General features: G+C 33.0%; 26 protein-coding genes and 1 tRNA gene. 9 read left to right on the top strand and 18 right to left on the bottom strand.

The window, feature by feature from the left end; genetic code table 11:
- Positions 1-67: 67 nt before the first annotated feature.
- Positions 68-1,129 (top strand): 3-isopropylmalate dehydrogenase, encoded by a 1,062-nt coding sequence (leuB, locus tag RB619_RS06330; RefSeq protein ID WP_308095514.1) that lies wholly within the window; start codon positions 68-70, stop codon positions 1,127-1,129.
- Between the two features lie 117 nt (positions 1,130-1,246).
- Here the strand turns inward: leuB and RB619_RS06325 are convergent, their stop codons facing one another.
- Together RB619_RS06325 and RB619_RS06320 are read right to left on the bottom strand one after the other, a co-directional pair.
- Positions 1,247-1,597 carry an RNA-binding protein gene (locus RB619_RS06325; RefSeq protein WP_035646091.1) on the bottom strand — a complete coding sequence of 117 codons (351 nt, stop codon included), beginning with the start codon at positions 1,595-1,597 and terminating at the stop codon, positions 1,247-1,249.
- 133 nt (positions 1,598-1,730) lie between these two features.
- Positions 1,731-2,216, bottom strand: a complete 486-nt coding sequence (locus tag RB619_RS06320; RefSeq protein WP_308095509.1) for a DUF6252 family protein — start codon at positions 2,214-2,216, stop codon at positions 1,731-1,733.
- Positions 2,217-2,412: 196 nt separating this feature from the next.
- On the opposite strand from RB619_RS06320, the gene RB619_RS06315 reads away from it, so the two are divergent.
- The 3 genes from RB619_RS06315 (at position 2,413) to RB619_RS06305 (ending at position 4,315) form a co-directional block, all read left to right on the top strand.
- Positions 2,413-2,982, top strand: coding sequence for a 30S ribosomal protein S16 (locus RB619_RS06315; RefSeq protein WP_308095506.1), 570 nt, complete (start codon positions 2,413-2,415; stop codon positions 2,980-2,982).
- Positions 2,983-2,997: 15 nt separating this feature from the next.
- The gene (gene rimM, locus RB619_RS06310; protein ID WP_308095503.1) at positions 2,998-3,522 is read left to right on the top strand and encodes a ribosome maturation factor RimM; all 525 of its coding nucleotides are present in this window, start codon (positions 2,998-3,000) and stop codon (positions 3,520-3,522) included.
- Between the two features lie 85 nt (positions 3,523-3,607).
- Positions 3,608-4,315: a methyltransferase gene (locus RB619_RS06305; protein ID WP_308095501.1), complete on the top strand. Its 708-nt coding sequence runs from the start codon at positions 3,608-3,610 to the stop codon at positions 4,313-4,315.
- Positions 4,316-4,362: 47 nt separating this feature from the next.
- Here the strand turns inward: RB619_RS06305 and RB619_RS06300 are convergent, their stop codons facing one another.
- The 7 genes from RB619_RS06300 to RB619_RS06270 form a co-directional block, all read right to left on the bottom strand.
- Positions 4,363-6,015, bottom strand: a complete 1,653-nt coding sequence (locus RB619_RS06300) for a S41 family peptidase (protein ID WP_308095499.1) — start codon at positions 6,013-6,015, stop codon at positions 4,363-4,365.
- A 41-nt stretch (positions 6,016-6,056) separates the two neighbouring features.
- The gene (locus RB619_RS06295) at positions 6,057-7,352 is read right to left on the bottom strand and encodes an HlyD family efflux transporter periplasmic adaptor subunit (protein ID WP_308095497.1); all 1,296 of its coding nucleotides are present in this window, start codon (positions 7,350-7,352) and stop codon (positions 6,057-6,059) included.
- Positions 7,353-7,355: 3 nt separating this feature from the next.
- Positions 7,356-9,548 (bottom strand): peptidase domain-containing ABC transporter, encoded by a 2,193-nt coding sequence (locus RB619_RS06290; RefSeq protein WP_308095495.1) that lies wholly within the window; start codon positions 9,546-9,548, stop codon positions 7,356-7,358.
- Positions 9,549-9,850: 302 nt separating this feature from the next.
- Positions 9,851-10,033 carry a hypothetical protein gene (locus tag RB619_RS06285; RefSeq protein ID WP_308095493.1) on the bottom strand — a complete coding sequence of 61 codons (183 nt, stop codon included), beginning with the start codon at positions 10,031-10,033 and terminating at the stop codon, positions 9,851-9,853.
- Between the two features lie 599 nt (positions 10,034-10,632).
- A complete protein-coding gene (locus tag RB619_RS06280; protein WP_308095491.1) occupies positions 10,633-10,821 on the bottom strand; it encodes a hypothetical protein in 189 nt (62 codons plus the stop codon).
- Between the two features lie 86 nt (positions 10,822-10,907).
- Positions 10,908-11,105 (bottom strand): hypothetical protein, encoded by a 198-nt coding sequence (locus tag RB619_RS06275; protein WP_308095489.1) that lies wholly within the window; start codon positions 11,103-11,105, stop codon positions 10,908-10,910.
- Between the two features lie 76 nt (positions 11,106-11,181).
- The gene (locus RB619_RS06270; protein WP_308095487.1) at positions 11,182-12,738 is read right to left on the bottom strand and encodes a vitamin K epoxide reductase family protein; all 1,557 of its coding nucleotides are present in this window, start codon (positions 12,736-12,738) and stop codon (positions 11,182-11,184) included.
- Between the two features lie 260 nt (positions 12,739-12,998).
- On the opposite strand from RB619_RS06270, the gene RB619_RS06265 reads away from it, so the two are divergent.
- Both RB619_RS06265 and RB619_RS06260 read left to right on the top strand, forming a co-directional pair.
- A complete protein-coding gene (locus RB619_RS06265; RefSeq protein ID WP_308095485.1) occupies positions 12,999-13,196 on the top strand; it encodes a hypothetical protein in 198 nt (65 codons plus the stop codon).
- 18 nt (positions 13,197-13,214) lie between these two features.
- The gene (locus tag RB619_RS06260) at positions 13,215-13,355 is read left to right on the top strand and encodes an rSAM-modified peptide (protein WP_308095483.1); all 141 of its coding nucleotides are present in this window, start codon (positions 13,215-13,217) and stop codon (positions 13,353-13,355) included.
- Between the two features lie 198 nt (positions 13,356-13,553).
- On the opposite strand, the gene RB619_RS06255 is transcribed toward RB619_RS06260, so the two are convergent.
- Positions 13,554-15,299 (bottom strand): helix-turn-helix domain-containing protein, encoded by a 1,746-nt coding sequence (locus RB619_RS06255; RefSeq protein ID WP_308095481.1) that lies wholly within the window; start codon positions 15,297-15,299, stop codon positions 13,554-13,556.
- 165 nt (positions 15,300-15,464) lie between these two features.
- Between RB619_RS06255 and RB619_RS06250 the strand changes: the two genes are divergently transcribed.
- The 3 genes from RB619_RS06250 to RB619_RS06240 all read left to right on the top strand — a co-directional run bounded on the left by RB619_RS06250 (position 15,465) and on the right by RB619_RS06240 (position 18,341).
- The gene (locus tag RB619_RS06250) at positions 15,465-16,646 is read left to right on the top strand and encodes an acyl-CoA dehydrogenase family protein (RefSeq protein ID WP_308095479.1); all 1,182 of its coding nucleotides are present in this window, start codon (positions 15,465-15,467) and stop codon (positions 16,644-16,646) included.
- An 84-nt stretch (positions 16,647-16,730) separates the two neighbouring features.
- Positions 16,731-17,513: a DUF3050 domain-containing protein gene (locus RB619_RS06245; RefSeq protein WP_308095477.1), complete on the top strand. Its 783-nt coding sequence runs from the start codon at positions 16,731-16,733 to the stop codon at positions 17,511-17,513.
- A 66-nt stretch (positions 17,514-17,579) separates the two neighbouring features.
- Positions 17,580-18,341, top strand: a complete 762-nt coding sequence (locus RB619_RS06240) for an SGNH/GDSL hydrolase family protein (RefSeq protein WP_308095475.1) — start codon at positions 17,580-17,582, stop codon at positions 18,339-18,341.
- 161 nt (positions 18,342-18,502) lie between these two features.
- Here RB619_RS06240 and RB619_RS06235 read toward each other — a convergent pair whose 3' ends face one another.
- From RB619_RS06235 to RB619_RS06200, 8 genes are all read right to left on the bottom strand, one after another.
- Positions 18,503-19,531 carry a hypothetical protein gene (locus RB619_RS06235; RefSeq protein WP_308095473.1) on the bottom strand — a complete coding sequence of 343 codons (1,029 nt, stop codon included), beginning with the start codon at positions 19,529-19,531 and terminating at the stop codon, positions 18,503-18,505.
- The gene (locus RB619_RS06230) at positions 19,509-21,137 is read right to left on the bottom strand and encodes an NAD(P)-binding protein (protein WP_308095471.1); all 1,629 of its coding nucleotides are present in this window, start codon (positions 21,135-21,137) and stop codon (positions 19,509-19,511) included. Before RB619_RS06230 ends, RB619_RS06235 begins: the two co-directional genes overlap by 23 nt.
- Complete coding sequence (locus tag RB619_RS06225; RefSeq protein WP_308095469.1) at positions 21,112-22,632, bottom strand: polyamine aminopropyltransferase; 1,521 nt, start codon at positions 22,630-22,632, stop codon at positions 21,112-21,114. The genes RB619_RS06230 and RB619_RS06225 overlap by 26 nt, the downstream gene beginning before the upstream one ends.
- Positions 22,625-22,840 (bottom strand): DUF350 domain-containing protein, encoded by a 216-nt coding sequence (locus tag RB619_RS06220; protein WP_308095467.1) that lies wholly within the window; start codon positions 22,838-22,840, stop codon positions 22,625-22,627. The genes RB619_RS06225 and RB619_RS06220 overlap by 8 nt, the downstream gene beginning before the upstream one ends.
- Positions 22,841-22,853: 13 nt before the next feature.
- Positions 22,854-23,033 carry a hypothetical protein gene (locus RB619_RS06215; RefSeq protein WP_229353191.1) on the bottom strand — a complete coding sequence of 60 codons (180 nt, stop codon included), beginning with the start codon at positions 23,031-23,033 and terminating at the stop codon, positions 22,854-22,856.
- Positions 23,026-24,258, bottom strand: a complete 1,233-nt coding sequence (locus RB619_RS06210; RefSeq protein WP_308095463.1) for a DUF4178 domain-containing protein — start codon at positions 24,256-24,258, stop codon at positions 23,026-23,028. Before RB619_RS06210 ends, RB619_RS06215 begins: the two co-directional genes overlap by 8 nt.
- 3 nt (positions 24,259-24,261) lie before the next feature.
- A complete protein-coding gene (locus RB619_RS06205; RefSeq protein ID WP_308095461.1) occupies positions 24,262-24,624 on the bottom strand; it encodes an S-adenosylmethionine decarboxylase in 363 nt (120 codons plus the stop codon).
- Between the two features lie 137 nt (positions 24,625-24,761).
- A tRNA-Ser gene (locus tag RB619_RS06200) sits at positions 24,762-24,848 on the bottom strand.
- Positions 24,849-24,866: the final 18 nt, after the last annotated feature.

Below are 24,866 nucleotides of genomic sequence, written 5' to 3'. Positions count from 1 at the left end.
AAGGCACTAAGAATAAAAAACTTAGAACCTTAGAATCTCAGAACCTTAGAACCTTAAAAAATATAGAATGAAATTAAACATAGCCCTTTTAGCCGGAGACGGAATCGGACCAGAAGTAATAAATGAAGCTGTAAAAGTATCCGATGCTATTGCAAAAAAATTCAATCACGAAATCACTTGGACTCCTGCTTTGACTGGAGCTTGCGCAATCGACGCAGTTGGAGTTCCTTATCCAGATGAAACACACGAAATCTGTATGAAAGCTGATGCCGTTTTATTTGGAGCAATTGGACACCCAAAATATGATAATGATCCAAGCGCGCCAGTTCGCCCTGAACAAGGTTTATTGTTGATGCGTAAAAAATTAGGATTGTTCGCAAACGTTCGTCCAACTTTTACTTTTCCTTCTTTAATTGATAATTCTCCACTAAAAAGAGAAAGAATCGAAGGAACTGATTTAGTTTTCTTAAGAGAATTAACTGGCGGAATTTACTTCGGAGAAAAAGGAAGAAAAGACGGCGGAGAAACTGCTTTTGATAATTGCGTTTACACACGTGCAGAAGTACAGCGTTTAGCAAAAAAAGGTTTCGAATTAGCAATGACAAGAAGTAAAAAATTATGTTGCGTTGATAAAGCAAACGTTCTTGAAACTTCACGTTTATGGAGAGAAACAGTTCAGGCAATGGAAAAAGATTATCCAGAAGTTACCGTTTCTTATGAATTTGTTGATGCTGTTGCAATGCGTTTGGTTCAGTGGCCAAACTCTTATGATGTCTTAATTACAGAAAATTTATTTGGAGATATCTTAACTGACGAAGCTTCTGTAATTTCAGGTTCAATGGGATTAATGCCTTCTGCTTCTGTTGGAGAACACACTTCATTATACGAACCAATCCACGGATCTTATCCTCAGGCAACTGGATTAAATATTGCTAATCCATTGGCAACGATTTTATCGGCAGCAATGATGTTCGAAGATGCTTTCGGATTAAAAGACGAGGCTGAAGCGATTCGTGCAGTTGTGAACAAATCTCTAGAACAAGCTGTTGTTACAGAAGATTTAGCTCCAAAAGGTTCAAAAGCGTACAAAACAAGCGAAGTTGGTGACTGGTTAGTTGCTAATTTGTAATAGTTAATTTTTGTTTCAGGTTTCAAGTTTCAGGTTGTTGGAACGTGAAACCTGAAACTTGAAGCAAAAAAAGGGACCAACTTTCGTTGATCCCTTTTATATTTTAGAAAAAAAATATTAATATCCTCCTCTGTTACCACCACGGTCATTTCCACCACGGTTGTTTCCGTAACCTCCGCGAGAATCACCTCCACGGTTGTTATTGAAACTTCTTCTTTCGCCTTCTGGTTTTGGTTCAGATTTATTAACCACAATTGAACGACCTTGAACAGTAGCTCCGTTCAACTCATCAATTGCTTTTTGAGCTTCCGCATCGTTTGGCATCTCTACGAAACCAAAGCCTTTGCTTCTTCCAGTAAATTTATCAGTGATAATTTTAACTGAATCTACTGCTCCATAAGCCTCGAAAGACTCTCTTAAATCTGCTTCCTCAATACTGAATGGAAGGCTTCCAACAAAAATGTTCATATGTACTTATTTATAATATGTAGCAAATGTAGTCTTATTTTTCTGTAATCTACTATATATTAGTTTATTTATGTTTTTATTTAGATTTACAAATGATCCACTAAATAAAAACAATTGGGCACAAAGGATAAATTTAATATTCTAGCGTTGGCGTAAGAGGAATTTTATAGAACACCCCTTCTGTAAAAGTAACTTTAGGATTTTCAGCATCAGCCGCATCACTATTTATGGCAGTAAACTTAAATGTTCCGGAGATCGTGTTTTCGTTTCCAATATTCGTAACTAAAATCTGTCCGCTCCCTTTGTTTGCCCCTGTATTAAACTCTGCTAATTTACCAGGAAACGTATTTAAATAAGACGCTGTGGTCACATTATCAATTCCAAATACTCTAGTCTTACCTGGTTCTCCGTCATAAGATAATCGCAATATTACTTTTTCATAACCTAATGCTCCTTCAATCACTATATTCCCATTTGTTGTCATACTTGCTTTATAAGTCGCTGCCCTCCAGAATACATTATCTTTCAAGCCTTGAAATGCAGGATTATTAAATTTCACATCTTCTGTGCATGAAGTAGCAACAATAAGAAGCAATAAAAAATAAAAGTATTTTTTCATATTTCGTGGATTTGATGCAAAAGTATTGCATTTGAAATAAATATTTAAAATTTCGAGTCAAAAACAATAAAAAAACAGCCGAAATCTGGATCAACAATATTTAATATTATTTGGAACGTATATTTCATAAAAAAATCATATCTTTGCGCCCTTAATTAACAGAGGTCGAGTACCTCAAAATTTTAATCATAAGATTATGTCAGTAAAAATTAGATTACAAAGACACGGTAAAAAAGGAAAACCTTTTTACTGGGTTGTAGCTGCAGATGCACGCTCAAAAAGAGATGGTAAATACTTAGAGAAAATCGGTACTTACAATCCAAACACAAACCCAGCAACTGTTGAGTTAAACCTTGACAGCGCAGTTAAATGGTTGCACAATGGTGCTCAACCAACTGATACTGCTAGAGCAATCCTTTCTTACAAAGGTGCTTTATTGAAACACCACCTTGATGGAGGTATCCGTAAAGGAGCTTTAACTCAAGAGCAAGCAGACGCTAAATTAGCAGCTTGGTTAGAGGCTAAAGCTGGAAAAGTTGATGCTAAAAAAGATGGTTTATCAAAAGCGCAAGCTGATGTTAAAGCTAAAGCTTTAAAAGCTGAAAAAGAAGTTAATGCTAAGCGTTTAGCTGCTGCAGCTCAGGCTGAAGCTGATGCTATTGCTGCTGCACAAGCTACTGAGGCTACTGAAGAAGTTGCTGAAGTTGAAGCTGCTACTGAAGAAGCACCAGCTGCTGAAGAGAATAACGAAACAACTGAAGCATAATTTTACTTAGCGATAATGCGTAAAGAAGAATGTTTTTATTTAGGTAAAATCGCTAAAAAATTTAGTTTCAAAGGTGAAGTTCTGATCTATCTAGACACAGACGAACCTGAGTTATACGAAAATTTGGAATCAGTGTTTGTTGAACACAACAAACACTTGGTTCCTTTTTTTATTGAAACTAGTTCTTTACATAAAAACGACTTTTTGAGAGTTCGTTTTGAAGATGTAAATACTGAAGAAGATGCAGATGCATTAGTAGGAAATGCCATTTATCTTCCTTTAACTATGTTGCCAAAACTTTCCGGCAACAAATTCTATTTCCACGAAGTTATTGGTTTCGAAATCGAAGACCAGCGTTTAGGTGTTTTCGGAAAAATTACTTCAATTAATGACTCTTCTGCTCAACCTCTTTTTGAAGTTCTAAATGGTGCAGTAGAAATCTTAATTCCAATGATTGACCATTTCTTGGTGAAAATTGATCGAGAAAATAAAAAGGTAATCATGAATCTGCCTGAAGGATTGGTAGAAATGTACTTGTAAAAAGTTGATTTGTTTAATCGGTTAATTGTTTAATCGAAGACCAAACTTCATCTCAAAATTCTCCCGACATAAATCAAAAAATCTTATGTTTCAGTTTAAGCAATTTGCAATTAATCAAGACCGTTGCGCAATGAAAATTGGCACAGATGGAGTATTACTTGGTTCCTGGGCTCCTGTTTACCATAATCCGTTTAGTGTTTTAGACATAGGTGCTGGAACCGGAATTATAGCTTTGATGTTGGCACAGCGAACTCCTGCTGAACAAATTGATGCGCTTGAAATTGATGAAGATGCTTATGAACAAGCCGTTGAAAATTTTGAAAATTCACCTTGGGGCGATCGCTTATTTTGTTTTCATGCTGGTTTAGATGAATTTATTGAAGAACCGGAAGATGAATATGATCTGATTGTTTCAAATCCTCCTTTTTATGCTGAAGATTATAAAACAGAAAACGAACAAAGAGATTTGGCAAGATTTCAAGATGCAATGCCTTTTGAAGAAATTGTTGAAGCTGCCGATTTGTTACTTTCTGAAAACGGAATATTAGCCCTAATTATTCCTTTTAAAGAAGAAGAAAAGTTTATTGCTTTGGCAAAAGAAGCAGAATTATTTCCAATCAAAATTACGCGCGTAAAAGGCACTCCAAAATCCGAAATTAAAAGAAGTTTACTAGCTTTTAGTCGAAATGAAGTTTCTGAAATTGAAATTGATGAATTGACAATCGAAATTGATCGACACGTTTATACGCCTGAATATATTGAGCTGACAAAAGATTTTTATTTGAAGATGTAAAAAACATCTTTGTCAAAGCTTGAACTTTGACAAAGATTTACAATTTATTATTTGCCATTTTTAGCAAAAAGAATCGCTCTATCCAGAATTTCATCTTTTCCTTGCTGAATACCTAAAATTGTCGGTTTTACTTCGATATCTGGAACAATCCCGATACGCTGAACTTCTTTTTTATTTGGATAGAAAACGCCATAACAAGTAAACGTTGAAGAAAACCCTTTAATGATCAAAAATTTAAAATTCGAACCATCTGCCCCTCCAGTCTGAGAACCAATAACAGTCGATTTAGGCACAGTCTGCAATGCCATTGCTGAGTGTTCGGCATGGCTAACCGCGTTTTCGTCAACTAAAACAATTACTTTGCCTTTATAATTATCTGGGTTAACCTTTCCTATTTTTTCTTCACTTTTTCTCCAAATATAACGACCTGGGTAATAAACATCTGGATCAATATATTTACAATATTCCAAAGTTTCAGGATTTAACCAGTTTGCAAGAGAATATATAATATCATGAGGTCTTTTCCTGTCATCAAAAATTATAGCCTTTGTATTTTTAAGCGCGCTTATCAAATTTGGAAGATCTTCTTCGTTAACTCCTCCAAAATTCACATAACCAATATTTCCATCCAAAATTTTCCATTTTTCCTGCTCAGGAAATTGAACTTTTAAATCTTGATATTTATATCGGTTTATTGTTTTTACTGCTGTTTTTCCATCTCTTATGAATTCAATTTCAAAAGCTGCTGTTTTTCCATTAAAGATTGCCCAATAAACATTCCTTAAAACCGAAGGCTCATTTGATCCTTCAACATATTTTGAATTTTCTTTTAAAAGCTGAGCAATCGTTTTTCCTTCTACTTTTGTAATTACATCTCCAATTTTAAGATCATTAATTTTTGCCAAAGAGTCATTTTTCAAACCTATAACAACGGCTTTTTGATCAATAATTTTAACATCAACAGGAATAAATTTATCTCCAAAATAGTCAAACAATTGAGCCATACTAGTCGAAGCATGAGTATCATTTAACTTTACAGAGATCTCGCGCATTGCCAAATTAAAATCCTTTTCAGATTCTGGTGTATAATATCTTGGTAGCATTTCATTTAATACTTTATCCCAATTTTCATCCATTTGATATTTATATGGAAAGAAATATTCGACGTAATTCCAATATCTAAAAAGAGCTAAAAGACGTAAGTTTTTATCACTCCACTTAAAATCAGCATATTTTACTTCATTTTTAAATTGTAATGGAGGCCCGTTACTGCCAAATTCATAGGCAACATAATACTGTTTTTCCTGAATTCTATTTTCTTCAATAAATTTCAATTTTTTCGAAAGTGATTTCGAGAATAATTCATTTTTATTGATCCATGATAAATCGAAGTTTTTATCAAAATAATCTTTTTTAGAAATCGGTTGTACTGTTTTCTCGGCTTTAATTTCTCCCAATGAAGTCAACCAGTTTTCGATTACTAATGAAAATGCTTCTGCAGATTGCGCCTCTTCAATTTTCGGTAAAATCTGAAACAATTGTTCGTCCCAATTCTTACTTCCGTCAGCAACATTCGGATGATAATATTTTAAAAATCCCCAGACTTTGCAGGTTGCTGCTAATTTTTGAGTCTCTGTTATGGATTTTGAAAAAGAATTTTGAAACAATAATAAAAAAACGACAAGAAGAATTTTCTTCATTTAATGAGTGGTTTAGGTTAATTGATAGTTTTAGGTTAAAGCTAAACTTGTTCAAAGATGCTTTTGAACTGATATAATATTCGTTCGATTAAGCGTAAATCTTCGGTCACGATTTCGGCTCTTCCTTTCATTTCCTGTTGAAATACAATTTGTTTTTTGTAGGAAGTTTCTAATCCGTTTGGCAAAGCAACGTCAATAAGTAAATTTCCATCTTTGTCTGGAACCAACGAAATATTCCTTATTTCTCCTTTCAAAACTCCAAATTCTCGATCTGGATAATTTGATAAACGAATATTGACGCGCTGACCAACTTTTATTTTACCCGAATTTAATGCCGGAGCTTTTACTTTCCCGATAAAACCATTTTTTGCATCAGGAATAATTGAAAACACATTGTCGCCCACATTAATGGTCTGATTTTCATTCCAAACTTGTAAAAAAGTAACTACGCCACTAATAGATGATTTAAGCGTATAGGCCAATTCCCAATCTTTGATTACTTTTTTGAGCTGAAAAAAAGACTGCGCCATATTCCGACCTAGGTTTACCTCTTCTTTTGTACTGCTTATTTGCGAATTCTGACTCAATTTTGTGTTGTCAATCAAAGCCGATTTTAACTGCGAAATTGAAGTCAAAAGCCCTTTATAATTCTTTTGCGCCTGAAGATAACCCAGTTTTTTAGCTTCCATTTCCTGAGCCGAAATAATGCCTTTATTGAACAAAGTTTCAAATCTGGCTATTTCATTTTTTTGAAGCTGAAGCTCACTTTCATTAAGCAACTTTTGCTGCTGCAGAATTTCTAATCTTTCTTTTATCTGTACTTTTTCAGAAATCTGTGCTCTGCTTTCGACTTCAAAAGGCTGAAGATCTTCGTTTAATTGTTCAGCTTCATAATCTTTCTGAAACACAGCGTAAGCATTTTCAATTTCGCCCAATTGCGAATTCTTTAGTACTGCAAAAGGAAATGCCTTTTTTGAATCATTAATATTATAGCCGTCAACAATGGTTTTCAGCAAAAAAACATCTTTATAATTGGCCGTATTTTCAATTACAGCAAGCGTTGTGTTTTTTGAAATCGTGGTTTTGTCCTTAACCAAAATAGCTTCAATTCGTCCCGATGATTTAGAAACTATTTTCTCCGGCGGAATATTAGTTGTAATAACAATTTCAGTGTTTACAACATCGGGATATTTTACAAACCAAGAAACAAAAAACAGCATTATGATGATAATAAAAATAAGGACAGTTCCCCATCTGATCATCCAGTGCGGTACTTTAGTGAGAATGTCTTGAACTTCTTCACTTCTTAATTCTAAAGTATTATGATCTTCTGCCATAATTTAATTTCCTAGTTGGAGCTGGTTTTTAACGAGTTCAAAATAATTTCCTTTTTGCTCAACAAGAGCCGAATGATTTCCAATTTCAATGATTTTTCCTTTATCTAAAACCACAATCTGATCTGCATTCATCACAGTACTTAATCGGTGCGCAATTACGATAACTGTTTTGTCTTTGAAGAAGATATCCAGTTTCTGCATGATTTCTTTTTCATTATTAGCATCTAACGCCGATGTTGCTTCATCAAAAAACAATATTTCTGGATTTTTATAAACTGCTCTGGCAATCAATAATCGCTGTTTTTGACCTGTACTCATTCCTATTCCTTCAGCACCAATTTTTGTATTATAACCAAGTGGGAGCTCGCTTATATATTCTTTAATATTAGCAACATCTGCTGCATAAATGAGGCGTTTTTTATCAATTTTATCAACTCCAAAAGCAATATTATTGGCAATTGTATCACTAAAAATAAAACCTTCCTGCATTACCGCGCCAATATTTGATCGCCACGCTTTCTGCGAAATATTTCTAAGTTGTGCATTTCCTATTGTAATTTCGCCTTTTTCGGGTTCGTAGAATTTTAATAATAGTTTCATTAAAGTTGTTTTTCCGCTACCGCTCGTGCCTACAATTGCGGTTACTTTATTGGCAGGAATTATCAAATTTAAATCCTTCAAAACTGGAATATCTGATCCTAAATAACGAAAACTTACATTTTTGATCTCAATAGCAGCATCATACGGAACATCATTCGACTGATGACTTTCTTGCTCTGTTTCGTCTTCTTTTTCATGAATTTCAGATAATCTTGCCAAAGATATTTTCGCATCCTGAAGCTCTCTCACAAATTCAATAAGCTGTGTTATTGGTCCGTTCAAACTCCCCACAATCGAACTAATCGCTAGCATTACCCCCAAAGTTATTGAACCATCGATCACCAACTTTGCTGATAAAAATATAATGAAAATGTTTTTCAGCTCATTAATTACAGATGAGCCAATCGTTTGACTTTGCTCTAAAACCAAACCTTTAATCGAAACCCTGAAAAGTCTGGCCTGAACATATTCCCAGCCCCAACGTTTTTGTTTTTCGGCATTATGAAGCTTGATTTCCTGCATTCCGTTTATCAGCTCTATAACTTTGCTTTGCTCTTGTGAAACCTCAGCAAAACGCTTGTAATCCAAAACTTCACGACGTTTTAAGAAAAGTGTTATCCATCCAAAATAAAGCAAACTTCCAGCAAAAAAGACCAAAAAAATCTTCCAATTAAAATACGCCAAAACTCCACCTAGAACAAACATATTGATAACTGAAAACAAGACATTTAAAGAAGATGTAGTCAAAATTTTTTCGATTCGGCGATGATCGTTAATCCGCTGCATAATATCTCCTGTCATTCGAACATCAAAAAAAGATATCGGCAGATTCATCAGTTTGATAAAAAAATCGGAAATAAGAGAAATATTGATTCGGGTAGAAAGATGCAACAAAATCCAACTTCTGATAAGCTCTAAACCTGTTCTTCCTGCAAAAAGAAATAATTGCGCAAAAAGAATCAGATAAATAAAATGAATATTTTGATTCTGAATTCCGACATCAACAATACTTTGAGTCAAAAAAGGAGCAATTGCCATTATTAAACTGCTTGCCAATAAGCCAATACTCAACTGTAACAAATACGATTTGTATCGCAGTAAATATTGTGCCAATAAGCCAAATCCTACGCCTTTATTGTCTTCTTTATCAAAATCAGATTGAAAAAATTTTGGGGTTGCTTCCATCAATAATGCGACACCTTCTCGAGTCTGTTCGCCGGCATTATTTCCGATCCATAATTTTAAAAAATCCTGTTTATTATATTCCAATAAACCAAAACCAGGATCTGAAATGTAGAAAGTTCCTTTTTTAATTTTGTAAAGAACCACATAATGATTTTTGTTCCAATGCAAAATGCAGGGCAAAGGCGCTTCTTCTAATCTTTCGACACTTAATTTTACACCCAATGTTCTAAACCCGATTTTCTCGGCGGCATCGCTTAAAAAAAGCAAATTGCTTCCTTCACGAGTTGTTTCGCTTGTATCGCGCAACTCCTGAATATTGATTGTTTTTCCGTAATGTTTAGCTATTATTTTTAAACATGTTGGGCCACAATCTTTAATATCGGTCTGTTTATAATGGGTGAATTTTTTCAATTTTTAATCATTTTCTAGCTTTAGTGGTAAATTTTGGCTTTGCTAATGTAATATTTATCGCGCACTTTAAGAATTTTTTTATTTCTCAAATTGTGATTATTCAAAGTATTTAAAAATAAGTGAAACCAATCTCAAATACTATGTAAAAGTAAAAGAAGAAAATCGTCTTTTGCGAAAACAATTGTGCACAAAAAAAATAGAGAGGAAAAATTTTCCTCTCTGTCAAATTTGTAAAAACATGTCAAAAAAAGAAAAGATAATACTCTTTCATTAATCAACAAGTTCATTGTATTTAAAAATGTCTATTCACATGGTTCGTTGGGATCTGTCACGCAAATCCAATACGCTGGCGAGGTTGCTGTTCTCGGACATCTTTTAGCAGTTGTATTTTCTTCACAAACCGGCGCATTACCACCTTTAATTCCTCGTTGCTCTTCTTTACTTAGCTCAGCAGCTCCATGTAATTCAAAAATTTTCTTTAACATAATTGTGGGTTTTTTGGGTTTTTGTTAATGCTCCAATCGTTTTAAGACATTTGAAGCTTCTGTCTTTTCTTTTATATTGTATTTAAGGTAATTTTAAAAAAAAAGCAGTGAGAAAATGTCTTTCTTACTGCTCATAACTATTTCAATTATTTAATAACTTAATTTCTCTAGGATCTGCCACTGGTTAACCTAACCAAATAAAATCAACACAGCGGCCATTTTCCTGAGAATCCCGACACCAATCATCAATGTTGGGATATTTGCTCAATGTTCCACGATCGAGCGCCTACAAGTTCAAAAAAAACATGACTAAATTTTTGATAAGGCTATATTATACTACTTCTGTCAATCCTTTTAGGATATGTGAAGTTTACTTCTATTTAAAAAATAAGAAAAACAATTTTCTCTAGGAGATCTGCCACTGGTTAACCTAACCAAATAAAATTAACACAGCGGCCATTTTCCTGAGAATCCCAACACCAATCATCAATATTGGGATATTTGCTCAATGTTCCACGATCGAGCGCCTACAAATTCAAAAAAAAACATGACTAAATTTTTGATAAGGCTTTATATTGTTTAATCTTAAAACTTACTATTTAGCAACACAAACGTCCGCTGCTACAAATTCCCGGTGTGGTATCCATTGGACAAACACCTCCGGCTGGTATTAAAATGCATCCTGCTTCTATCGCCTGCACCCAGCATTCTGGAATACCTTTTATTGTTTTTTGCTCACTTTTACTGATTTTTTGAGCATGTTCCAGATTTAAAATTTTCTTGATCATAAATTTTCAAATTAATCTTTGTCGTTTCTAAAACATCTCTTACTTCAAAATCACTTCATTTAAGCCTTTTTCCGGTCCAAAAAATGTTATCCCGCAACAAGTGCGTCAGAATAATTCATTTCTAGTGCAAAATAGTCCGTACAGTCCTCATACGACATTGATGACACATAATCCCATGCATTGCATCTCGAAGCTGTTTCTTTTACGTAATTGCCCATGATCAATTTTTGCTCGCTTGCACTTACTTCCTGCGCTCCCTCTAGATTTAAAATATTTTTTAACATAACTCTGAATTTTTAGTTTTGGGGGTGTTTATTCAATTTTTTAAGACTATTGAATTCAAGTCTGTTTCTTTAAATTCTAAGCTGTTTTCTCTAGAATTTCAACTTCTTCAGTAAAATCATTCAAGAAATATTTTAATTCACTCAGCTCATATTCGTTTGGAAATAATTTTTCGTTTACGATTTTAACTGGTGTGTAATTAAAATTATTCTTAGAACACCATTCATACTGTTTATTAATCTCTTGGCTTATCATAATGCTGACAGGCTCAACGTGCCATTTTTTAAGCCATTTTTTAAGGTTCATTTTCTTAATATGCCAGTCTGAAATTGCTTCAACAGTTTTTCCTGGCGTTGCTCTGTTTATTGTTAAAATTCTTTCAACAATTATTTTATATGGATTTTCAGTATTTTCTGGATTGATATTAAACAATACGTTCAAATAAATTTTATCCGGAAATCGTAAAACAAGATCGAATGCTTCGTGAAATGTTTTATGGCAATGTTCACAGCTTGGACTTATAATTACTGATAATTTTATTATAGCGTTACGATTTCCAAAATTCAATCCTCTCAATTCTTCCAACCCATCTATATCAGGTACTTTTTTTGACAAGAAGTTCAATAATGAATAATTTCTCTTGAATTTTTTTAGCTCTTTTAATGAATTTTCGCTGCCTAAAACATTTTTAATCATTGGTTTTACCGCCAACCAAATTGGTATAAGAAGTGCCAATGAAAAAACGAACGGAAAAATACTTTCAAAACTAAAAGACAAGGTGAACAAATCTGATGAAAACCAAATACTGCTTTGTATAAAAATCAATGCCGAAACCACCAAACACATTACACACCACTTTTGAAGTTCAAATTTTTGAATCCAAATTGACGAAACCACAATAGGAATTGCCAGCAAGCTCAAAAATCCAATAAAAATTGCCGAATCTAATGGCTGAATTAACATTGCTATAAAACTTGACGTAAAGAACAGCAATGGCAAATCAGAAAAATTAAACAATTTGTTTTCAGTTCCTTCTGTAGCATTTATAACCGAGTTACAAGACGAATTTGTACTCAAATTGCAAAACTTTGCTATAATGCTGTTTTTGAAACCTAATTTTTCCTGAACAATAAAAATGCTAACGATAAATCCTAGTGTTGATGTTATTAAAAAAACCGTACTAAATAAATCGTATGTGTTATAAAAGAACGACAACCCTATTAATAGTATAAATGGCAAACCATATTTTACCCAGCTGTATTCAACTTTTAAATTATCTCTAGCGATAACATTATTAGGTTCTATAGCTACAATTACTCCATTCCAATCTAAAAGGAATTTTTCGTAAGATATTTTTTGAGCTCCTTTTTTAATAGTTGTAATTCGAACATCATTTTTAGCTTTTTCTACTAATGTAAGTTCATCATTATAGTAAGCTAAAAAGTTTGAAGGCAAATCAACTATTTGTTCTTTCGGAACTCTGATTGCTGCATTCTCTATTGATAATAAATCTAGCGAATCTGTTATCGCAAATAAACTTGGATAATTAGGATGAGAAAGAAACAAATCCTTAAACTCATTTTTTATATCTGAGTATCTATTTATACGTAGAAATTTTTGGACTAGTTTTAACATCTTTTTAGACTGCTTTAAATCATAATTACAGTACAAATATTGTGGTTTTTATCGAGAAAAAACGACTGTTGGTAGACATTTTATCAATTATACTACATACAATTTATAAATTATACCAATCTAACTACGAGTTGTAATTGCTTGAAAAACAATTATTTACACTGAAATTTTTCTTGACAAAAGTGTCAAAACCCAAATCTCGACGAAAGGTTTTGCATTTTGTCTAGCTTTGAATATCAATAAACATAATAAGTAAAATCATGGCAAATAAGACATTAAAATTTGAAGATTTCGAAGCTGAAAAATTAACTAGAATAGAACAAAAATTTGTTCGTGGCGGTGATGGTGAAACCGATCCTCCATATGATCCAAGCAAAGGAAAAGGAGGAAACGGAGATGAAGAAGAACAAGCTTTAAGAATTTCACTACCAAAAATATCCATATCAATATCACTATAAACCTAAATATATTTAATTATGAAAACGATAAAAACAAAATTCGAAGATTTCGAAGCTGAAAAGTTAACTAGAACAGAACAAAAAATTGTTCGCGGCGGAGATGACGGCGACATCACTCCTCCATATGATCCAAGCAGAGGAAAAGGAGGAAATGGATAAATTCTTGAACTAAGAATCAATTTAGCTCTAGAGTTTAAATAGTTTTTTACCACATAAATTCGCAAACTAAACAATTATAAAATCTGCTTAGTTTGCGAATTATTTTTTACATTAAATTCTATATTTCAGTATTGGAACGCTAATAATTCTGAGCTAAAAAGAAATTTATTCCCTTTTAAAAAATGCTCAATCAACAATTTAAATATTACTAGCAAATTGAGCTGGAGAAACACCCGTTCTTTTACGGAATGATTTTGCAAACGAAACGGCATTTTTAAAACCAACACTTTCGGCAATTGCCTGTGTTGAATATTTTCGATACATATGATTCGTAATCATTTGGTTGATTACATAATTGATTTTAAGTTCATTCGAGTATTCTCCAAATGATTTTCCAAATCGTTTGTTTACAACGTAAGACAAATAAGTGGTATTGGTTTTAATTTTCTTGGCCACATACGGCAATGTAAAATCCGCATTTAGATATTCGAGCTTGTTTTCAAGTGCCAATAATTTTTCGACAATCTTATTTTCCTTAGCTTCATCGATACTTAAATTGACATTTTCCTTTTTAAGCTGAATCTCTTCTTCTTCTAAAACTTCGGCCGCCGCAAGGATTGGAGGATTTTCTTTTTTCTCAATATTAGCTTTAAACTCTTCAATTAAAGCATTCATTTTTTTATGCGCTTTGTTTTTGTCTCTGATATTTTTGATCAGAAAAAATACAATTCCCAAAACAAGAACTACATAAAATACTTTTAAAGCTTTGTTTATTAAAACATCATATTTATATTTTTCCTGAATATTAATCATTTCAGTACTCAAATCTTCAACGCCTAATTTATAGTTTACCTCCTGTGCCTCGTCTCTCAATTTTGATTCAGATTTCTCATAAGCACTCAAATAAATTTTTGAATGTTTATAGGCTTCATCTGGTTTATTCATTGCGCTATAAATCTTAGCCTGCAAATAATTAGATTTCAAATAACTATCATCTAGAACTTTGTTTTTAAGTGAAATAGAATCAACTTTTTTCAAACAAACTAAAGCCTTGTCATACTTTTTATTGTAAAAATATAAATCACCTAAATTGTAATTTGCCATTTTATATAAACCTTCTGAATTATTTTGCTTCGATAAAAACAAAATATCATAATATGTTTTTTCAGCATTCTCTTTATCATTCTTCATTAGGTAAATATTCCCTAAACTCATTTTTGCAGCAATTTTATTATTGGTGAAATTTTGAGAATAAGTAACTGCTTTTTTATAAAAAAATTCAGCCGAATCAAGTAAATACTTTTTATCTCGGTTTTTCATATAATATCCTTCATATGAACCGCCTAAATCTAAATTGATATTGCTTTTGCTGTTTTGAAATTGCTCCTTCGGATAAACCCTTTCATTTTTATCAATGAAATCGTTATTTTGTCTTAAATTTTTAATCGCCAACTGATAGTTCCCCACTTCTTCATTAATAAGAGCAATGTTGCTTTTAAACTTAACGACCTGAATAACATCTTCAACTTCTAAAGAAAATTTAACACCTTTTTGATAATTTTCAAGCGCTTCACTTAAGTTGCCTCTTTTCCATTCGGTTAAACCTCTGTAATTATATAGATAGCCTTTTAATTTGGTTTTTTCTTTAGATTCTGGCATTTTGTCTAAATAGAGAAAGGACTTTTTAGATGTTTCTTCAGATTTAGGAAGATTGCCATCCATTTGATACAAATAAGAAGCTGCGCCATTAGCAAAAGCCAAATGCTTGTTATTATTAGATTTCATCAATTCTTTAGCGTATACGATTCCCTGTTCGACATTAGTATTCATACTAAATCGAATTTTATCCTGCAACGCTAAATATTCTTGTTCATTAATTTGAGTCTTTTGGGCAAAGCTCGTATTAAAAACAAAAAGAATTAAAAAAGAGATGATTAGCCTCATTAATATGTTTTTGGATACCAAAAATAGCTTATAAATTTTCAATAAACTAAAATTTATTTACTATAGTCTTGTTAATTTTGCAACAAACCTAAAAAAATATAACAATTTAGCTTTGTTTTGTTATATTTTTATTACGTAAATTTGTTTCTGTAAAACATATCAAAAATGAAACCAGATTTATTTCAAGCTCCAGATTATTACAACCTTGACGATTTATTAACTGACGAACATAAATTAGTTCGAGAGTCGGCACGTGCATGGGTTAAAAGAGAAGTTTCTCCCATTATTGAAGAATATGCTCAAAAAGCAGAATTTCCAAAACAAATTATTAAAGGGCTTGGAGAAATTGGCGGTTTCGGACCATATATTCCTGTGGAATACGGCGGTGCTGGTTTAGACCAAATTTCATACGGTTTAATTATGCAGGAAATCGAAAGAGGCGATTCAGGCGTGAGATCTACTTCATCTGTGCAATCTTCATTAGTAATGTATCCAATCTGGAAATATGGAAATGAGGAGCAACGTATGAAATATTTGCCAAAACTGGCAACAGGAGAATTCATGGGCTGTTTCGGTTTAACTGAACCGGATCATGGTTCTGATCCAGGAAGTATGATTACAAATTTTAAAGATATGGGTGATCATTATCTTTTAAATGGTGCCAAAATGTGGATTTCAAATGCTCCTTTTGCTGACATTGCAGTAGTTTGGGCAAAAAATGAAGAAGGAAGAATTCACGGTTTAATTGTAGAACGTGGTATGGAAGGTTTTACAACTCCTGAAACGCATAACAAATGGTCACTTCGTGCATCATCAACTGGAGAATTGATTTTTGACAACGTAAAAGTTCCTAAAGAAAATCTTTTACCAAACAAATCTGGATTAGGCGCACCGCTTGGCTGTTTAGATTCAGCTCGATACGGAATTGCTTGGGGTGCAATTGGCGCTGCAATGGATTGTTATGACACGGCTTTACGATATGCTAAAGAAAGAATCCAGTTTGGAAAACCAATTGGAGGAACGCAATTACAGCAGAAAAAATTAGCCGAAATGATTACCGAAATCACAAAAGCACAATTATTAACTTGGCGTTTAGGCGTTTTGAGAAACGAAGGAAAAGCAACAACAGCTCAAATTTCGATGGCAAAACGTAATAATGTTGATATGGCGATTCATATCGCACGCGAAGCCAGACAAATGTTAGGTGGAATGGGAATCACAGGCGAATATTCAATTATGCGCCATATGATGAACCTTGAAAGTGTCATCACATATGAAGGAACACACGACATTCATTTATTGATTACCGGAATGGATGTGACTGGAATTCCAGCATTTAAATCATAAACAACTATTAAATTATATACAAAATCAATTTAAAAAGCTTCTTCTAATCGAGAAGCTTTTTATCTTTGCACAAAATTTACATAAATGAATATTGAAACTATAAACAATAGCATTCAACCTCAAAAAGACCAGCTTTTAAACCACTCTTTATACGGCAAAATTCAAAATATTGATGACTTGCATAGTTTTTTAGAAAATCATGTTTTTGCTGTTTGGGATTTTATGTCATTGTTAAAAGCTTTACAAGCCAAATTAACTTGTACAACAACACCTTGGTTTGCCACTAAAAACCCAGAAACAAGATATTTGATCAATGAAATTGTTCTTGCTGAAGAAACCGATTTAACGATTGACGGAAGAAGACAAAGCCATTACGAAATGTATCTTGAAGCAATGGAAGACTGCGGTGCTGATACAACAGGAATCAATAAATTTTTAGCCGAAGTACATTCGCTTCACAATATTTTTGTTGCGATTAAACAGAGTTCACTTCATCCTGAAATAAAAGCTTTCTTGGATTTTACATTTAGAGTTATCGAAGAAGGAAAACCGCATCAAATCGCTGCTGCTTTTACTTTTGGAAGAGAAGATTTGATTCCGAGCATGTTTACTGAAATCTTGAAAAACTTTCAAAAAAATCTTCCAGAAGTTGATTTAGCAAAACTGCTTTATTACTTTGAAAGACATATCGAACTTGATGCAGATGAGCACGGACCAATGGCCATGCAAATGATCACCGATTTGTGCGAAGACGATGCTCAAAAATGGAAAGAAGTGGAAGAAGTTTCTATTTTAGCTCTTGAAAAACGTATCGGGCTTTGGAATGCCATTGAGGAAGAAATTGCCTTAAAAGCAGAAATGGTCTAAAACCGAACACAAATATTTAACGTAACTATTTGTTTAAAATGACTTCAAATTTAATTTGTCAAAATTATGAAACCGCATTTCAAACAAATAGTTATTGTTATACTCTCTATATTCCTATTGAGTTGCAGCGCTGAACAATCAGATTCTGAAAATACTGCAGTACCTCAGCCCACACCTCCAACTTCAGAAGTTCCAACAACTCCAATCGCCTCATCCATAAATTATCTGGCTCTCGGCGACAGTTATACTATTGGTCAAAGCGTTTGCGAAACTTGCCGTTATCCTGAACAGCTTAAAACCAAACTAAAAACAATTTATCCCGAAACTGCTTTTTCCTTAAAAATTATTGCTCAAACCGGATGGTCAACGAGCGATTTAATTTCGGCAATAAACACTCAAAATCCCGATTCCAATTATGATTTAGTGACACTTTTAATTGGCGTAAACAATCAATATCAGCATCAGGATTTCTCGGTTTATGAAAAAGAATTTCCACAATTGCTCACAAAAGCAATTGCATTAGCGAAAGGCGACAAAAAAAATGTAATTGTACTTTCGATTCCAGATTATGCGTACACTCCATTTACCAAGAATTATACGAATGAAAACCGCATGAAAATTTCAAATGAAATAAATCAGTACAACACTTTTGCAGAAAATCATTGTATAGCAAACAATGTTACTTTTATTTCTATAACCGACATTACAAGATTAGGATTAAACAACCCGAATTTAGTCGCTTCAGATGGCCTTCATCCTTCTGAAACAGCTTATAAATTGTTTGTTGATCGTATGTTGCCAAAGGTAAAAATGGCTTTGCAGGATTAGATTTTTTAGAAGCAGAAAAATCAGTTTTCAAAACACGTTTAGTCCCGCTATCCGCTATATTCCCGATAAACAAAAACTACGGCTAAAAAGCCTTATTTTTCTAAATCGGGAGATACCGCTTCTATCGGGGCTAGACTAGATGTTTTCGTTTTTTCATGAAGTTATGAGCCCGGCTTCTTAGATTTCCAGATAAAACCATCCAGCAAATAATGTGTAAACTGCGGCACACTCAAAAGTGGCACCAATAAAAATTGCCAACTAGAAAAATCAAAATTGGTTATCGAAATATTCTCTTTCCAAACAAAAAATTCCCACAGAAATTCTTCTGAAAAAGCAATTATCAATAAAATCAGCACATATACAAATACCGCATTATAACTTTTAATAAAGCTAAAAATTCCTTTTTCGCTATCCGATCTTTTTTCAACTTCTCTAAAATAAATCAATGCCATATACGGAATTCCGTGCGATACAACATTCAGCAAAGTAAAAATTAGATCATCATTAAAATAAACAATCCCAAAATACCACGAAAGCGCAGTTCCTAAAATAATAGCGTTTTTAGGAATATTGAAAAACTGTTTTTGAAGAGAAACAACTATTGTTCGCACGATATATAACGCAAGAATTGCAATATAAATCCAAAACAAAACATCTAAAAGCGCTTTATTCTCAAAATGAAAAAATTCATCTTCAACAAACCAGTTGAACTTTCTTTCAGGTGATAAAAACCAAAACAACATTGGGTAACCCGTCGATGCATAAATTGCAAGATTATCTATCAAGGCCGAAAAGGTCGTTTTCACTTCATTTCTGACATATAATCGCATAAAACCATATTGTTGCCTTATAAAATGAAAAACAGCAACATAAGCCAGAAAAGACCAGAAAACCAAACTTCCAAAAAGAAACAAAACCATACTTATTGCAAAACAAATAAGAGGCAGAAGAATTAGCAATTTCTTCCTTTTTTGAAATTCGTCTTTTACGAAATACGTTTTAAACAAAGTCGCGTAAACGTGCGCCACATCAATAAAAACAATCAAAAAAAGCCAAGTATAAAACGAATAATCATTTTCGATTTTTATGATAGAATCCTGAAAAAGCAAAACAACAGCCAACACAAAAAATGATGGCCCAATTATAAACAGAAAATCTGTTTTGGCTTTATGAATCCACGGTTGTATCATTCAAAATGTGTTTTACGGCATTAATTCCCTGGTGAAAAGCTTCTTCAAAAATCGAAATTCCTGATAAATCAGTATGGGCAAAATAGATTCTGTTTTCAATATTTTGCGCCGCATTTTCTTTGGCTTGACCAAAAATAAAATCAGGAACCGGCGAAATCATTCCGTGTCCTAAAAGAAAAACTTCCATGTCTTCTGTATACTGTTCAATATCCGGATGTGCAATTTTTAAATCAGTAAAAACAAGCTGTTTCCAGTATTCTTTATCTTTTTTATAAATTTCTTTTCGCGTTTTCTTCAAATCTCCAGACGAAAAACTGTAATAATACGTAATCACTTTTTTGTCCTGAATTTGATTCAAAGTCTGATTTTGCGCATAAACATAACCTAAACCTTTTGCATCATAAATTACATTATCCCAAGAAAGCGGAAAACTAAAATTATCCGGCAAATCATTGACAATCAAAGTTGCCAAAAGCCAAGGCGTGTAATGAAACTCTTTTGTAAATTCTTTTCGGTCTTTTATAAGATATTGATTTACAAATTGTGGTGTCGCCATAATTGCTTTGTCAGCAATAATTTCTACAGAAACTTTTCTAACGTCGTCAAAAACTTTTGCCACAACTTTATTGTTTTCAACCTTTACGTCATAAACCAAATGATTTTTTAAGGTTTTCTTTTCGGTATATTTTTTAAGATGAGTTGCTAATCTTGCATTGCCTTCCGGCCAAGTTAAGACGCTGTCATTTTTATCTGAAGCGGCATTCTGTTTCCTTCCGGCAAAATAATGAATTCCCGCCCAGGCCGAAACAAATTCGATTCCTAAACCAAAGTCATCTTTACAGCAATAATCAATATAATTGAACAAAGGTTTTGATTTGAAATTGTTGTTTTCAAACCATTTTTGCATCGTTATTTTATCTAAAGCTCTTGCACTTTGATCTTTAGAAGAAAGTGAAATCGGAATGTCGAATAAGTACTTTTGATCTTCTCCTTTTCCCGCGCGAAAGGCATCCATTTCTTTAAAGAATCTTATAAATTCTTTATCGTCTTCAGCCGAATTTCCTTCTTTCGGAACAACACCTTCCTGCCAATTATTTTTGTAAAACAATCTTTCGTCAGGTGCAAAAGTCAGTTGTAATTCATCAAAAACAGGAAACCCTTTTTCGTTGTAACCTTTGATGATCTTTTCTTCTTCAAGAAAGGCAAGAAGTTCTTTATCCTCCATATTTGGAAGTGGTAAATAATGTGCTCCCAGGGGATATTTAGAATATTTGTTCTCACCATTTGAGGAATTTCCGCCTAAATGATCTGCCATTTCAAGTAATAAAAAATCAGATATTCCTTTTTTATGAAATTCACGCGCAGCACTCAATCCTGATATTCCTCCGCCAATAATTAAATACGGAATCTGGATTTGTTCCGTTGGTTTAGGAAAATCTTTAATCCATAACCGATGCCCCAAAAGATGATTGGTTCCCGATAACCGAAGCATCAAAACGGCTATTTTATCAGAACAAAATTGCAAAAACGGAATCAAAAGCAAAGAAGCTGTAATTCCTTTTACGAAATTTCGTCTTCCTTTATTGTAGTTTTCCCCACTCTTCATCAAAATAGCGTACTAAAATTTGGTTATCCAAACGGTTAATTTCTACTTGATTCGAAACCATATCGGTGGTAAAATAATTAAATCTGTCAAACTGGTAATTGTAGAATTTCAGCCCTGAAGCTTTTCTGTTTACTTCGTTAAAAGTAGTTCCAAAACCATTTATAGCAATCGTATAACCCCATTCTCCAAAAGACGGAACATAAGCATGATAGGCATCAACTTGCGGAAAAACCTGCATTACCGTTTTATTTATGCACCAAAATGATTTTGGAGCAAAATAAGGTGAAGTCGTCTGAATTACAACTGCGGCATCAGGCTTTAAAATCGTTTTTATTGTCTGATAAAAATTCAGAGAATACAATTTTCCTAAACTGTAATTTGACGGATCTGGAAAATCGATAATTGCCACATCAAATTTTTCTTTACAGCTTTTTGCCCAAATATAAGCATCGGTATTAATCACTGTAACTTTGGCATTATTTAAAGAATTCTTATTGAAATTCGTTAATACCGTATTGGTCTTAAAAAGCTTTGTCATTCCAGCGTCAAGATCGACCAAAGTTATTTTTTGAACGTCCTTGTATTTTAGTATTTCACGAACAGCTAATCCGTCGCCTCCTCCTAAAACCAAAACACTTTTTACATTTTTAGCAATCGACATTACCGGATGAACTAAAGCTTCATGATAACGATATTCGTCGGCCGAACTAAATTGAAGATTGTTGTTTAAGTACAATCGATAATCGCTTTTATTATGCGTTAAAACAATTCGCTGATAAGGAGTTGAATTAGTATAAATAATATTTTCGCCGTATAATTTTCCTTCTGAGTAGGCTAAAATTTTATCTGAAAAAATAAAAACAGCAAGCAGTAATAAAAACGAAAAAACAGCTTTTGCTTTTAAAAGTGATACTTTTTTTAATTCATTTTTCAATAAAAAACACAAAGCAATTGCAATACTCACATTAATCATTCCGAAGAAAAGAGAAGTTCCCATGATTCCTAACTTTGGCACTAAAACCAAAGGAAAAAGAATGGAAGCCAGCAATGCTCCGATATAATCAAAGGTAAAAACATTTGAAACCAGATCCTTGAATTCAACTCTGTCTTTTAAAATGTTCATTAAAAGCGGAATCTCCAATCCAACCAAAAAACCGGTTACAAAAACAAATAAATATAAAATGAACTGAAAAGAACCGACACTCTCAAACAACAGAAACAAAACCACTGAACTTAAGCCACCAATGAGCCCAACGAGTATTTCAATTTCTACAAAAGTGTTCAGTAAGTTTTTATGAAAAAACTTCGAAAAAAAAGAGCCAATACCCATTGAAAACAGGTAAACTCCAATTATAAATGAAAACTGTTTTACTGAATCGCCTAATAAATAACTTGCCAAAGTACCTGCAACAAGCTCATAAATAAGGCCACAGGTTGCAATAATAAATACAGCAAACAGTAAAAGAAATTCAAACCTAAAAAATTTTTTACCCATGAATTGCTGCGCTAACAATCATTGAAATTCCAATGATAAATGCTGCCAAAACAATTGCAACAGCAACATTACTTTTTTCTACGACTTCTTTCCATGTATTTTCAGGTGTAATCTTTTCGATAATAAAATAACCTATTAACAAAATGACAATTCCTAAAAAAGAATAAATAATTGAATTTACTATTGGCTGAGCATGAATTAATTCCATATTAATTGATTTTTTATTTGTGATAAAAACGGTTATAAGATGTTCGGCTTCCTGCCGTGCTATATTTTTCGGTTGTTTCGCAATCGCAGATTCTATTTCCTGCGAGAGCAAAGTACATATAAACTCCAAAGCAAAAGAATCCAATTGCTAATGAAGCCCAGTTATTACTAAAGAAATCAGAAATTTTATTCATAGTCGTAAGTTGAATAGGAACTATCTGCCCATCTATTTTTTTCGAATTGATTTTTAAAGAATCTTATAATAAAGAAAATTACAACCATTGCGATAATAACCAGCCAAACATTTCTGCTTGAGGGTTCGTTCCAAACAACATTAATACGCATTTCATTATTACTAGTATCTTCAGGAGCTTTCATTGGCGTTAATAAAAGATGGTATTTTCCTTCCTTTACGCCACAAATATTAAACTCCTCACTTTCACTTCCTTCTCTCCACGATTCTCCGCCCTCATAACCATGATAGAATTCTATATCTTTATTTGCATAAATCTCATCATTAGTTTCTTCATTAACCAAAGCGACATTTAGGTTTGCCCAAGAATTATTGACATCTGTTGAAACTTTAATTGTCATTGGCGCTGAGCCACCTTTTAAGACAAAAGCGTCACTTGTAATTTCTTTATTGTCAAATTTGCTAAATTGTATTGTTTTCGAAAAAACATTCTGTTCAAATTGATCTTTATATATAAACCAGTTAGCGGTAATAATTAGTAAAGCAACACAGCAGAAAATAATAGCTGTATTTTTAAGATCAAAAAGTGACGGCTGAATCATACCTGTTCCAAACTGATACGGAAGCTTTATTCCTGGAAATGCTTTTCTGATTTTACTTTTACTGACATATTCGCCATGAAATGCAGTCTGAACATTATTCACTTTTTCTACCGAAACAATGTACGGTGGGTTTATAAATTCAGCCAAATGCGTTTTTTTGTTTGGAAGCTGAAAATCAAAAAATCCTTTTGCATCGATTATTTCAGCATCTGAATGTTCGAAAAGATCATAATCCAGACCATCATAATCCAGAACTTTAACTCCTTTTTTAAGATCGTCAATCTTTTCCATTTCGGTAAGCATCATCCAATGTCCATTTGAAAGGGACAGATAGAGAAATTCTTTTGCTTCATTTTGCAAAATAAATTCTGTCCATCTATAATCAGGATGTACTTTTTTTCTCAGGATACCAGTTACCTTATATTCGCTTCCTTTTAAGAAACCCTTTTCGCCAATAACTAGCGGATACGTTTCTGTTTCTGCTTTATATTTTGATTTCCTGCGAAATTTTCCTTCATCGTCGGCTTCATATAGACTTCGACATATAGGACAAACAAAATTTACTACTTCAAAACCAACCTCTAATTCGGTTTCTACATTACAATCGTAACAAGGAATCTTCATATCTTAACGGTTAATTTCAAAATCTTTAATAATTTCTGCTTCAAAATAAGCAATATAATCTGCCATTACAGCACGCACTTTTTCTGAATTATCTTGAAGATAATTGCACAAATAAACATCTAAAGTAAGCTGATTATATTCTGGCCAAGTATGTATGCAAATATGAGATTCTTTTAAGCAGAATGAAATGGTAAAACTATTGTTGTCAAAATCATGAACAACTACGCCCACTTTTTCAAGTTCATACTTTTCTAAAATAGATTCAGTTACAGCAACAAAGCTCTGACTGTTGGTTAATTTAGAAATTTCATCGACATGTAATGTTACCAGTTTATGAAGTCCTGGCGAGTAAGGAGGCAAATCCATTTAAATTTATATATTGACAATTGGGCCAAATATATAATAATTTAATTAATATAATAATGTGGAAAACCGTAATGCAAACTTATTTTTTCAAACAAAAATCCCCAACTTCATTACATGAAATTGGGGATTTTATTTCGCAGAAAGGAAGGGATTCGAACCCTCGATACAGTTACCCATATACTAGCTTTCCAGGCTAGCTCCTTCAACCACTCGGACACCTTTCTTTGTTGGTCTGCAAAGAA

Origin of the sequence: Flavobacterium sp. LHD-80 (assembly GCF_030929605.1) — a bacterium.
In the GTDB taxonomy this organism is placed as follows: Bacteria; Bacteroidota; Bacteroidia; order Flavobacteriales; family Flavobacteriaceae; genus Flavobacterium.
Note: the sequence above shows the minus strand (reverse complement) of the source record. Positions and strands in the feature narration are given on the sequence as shown.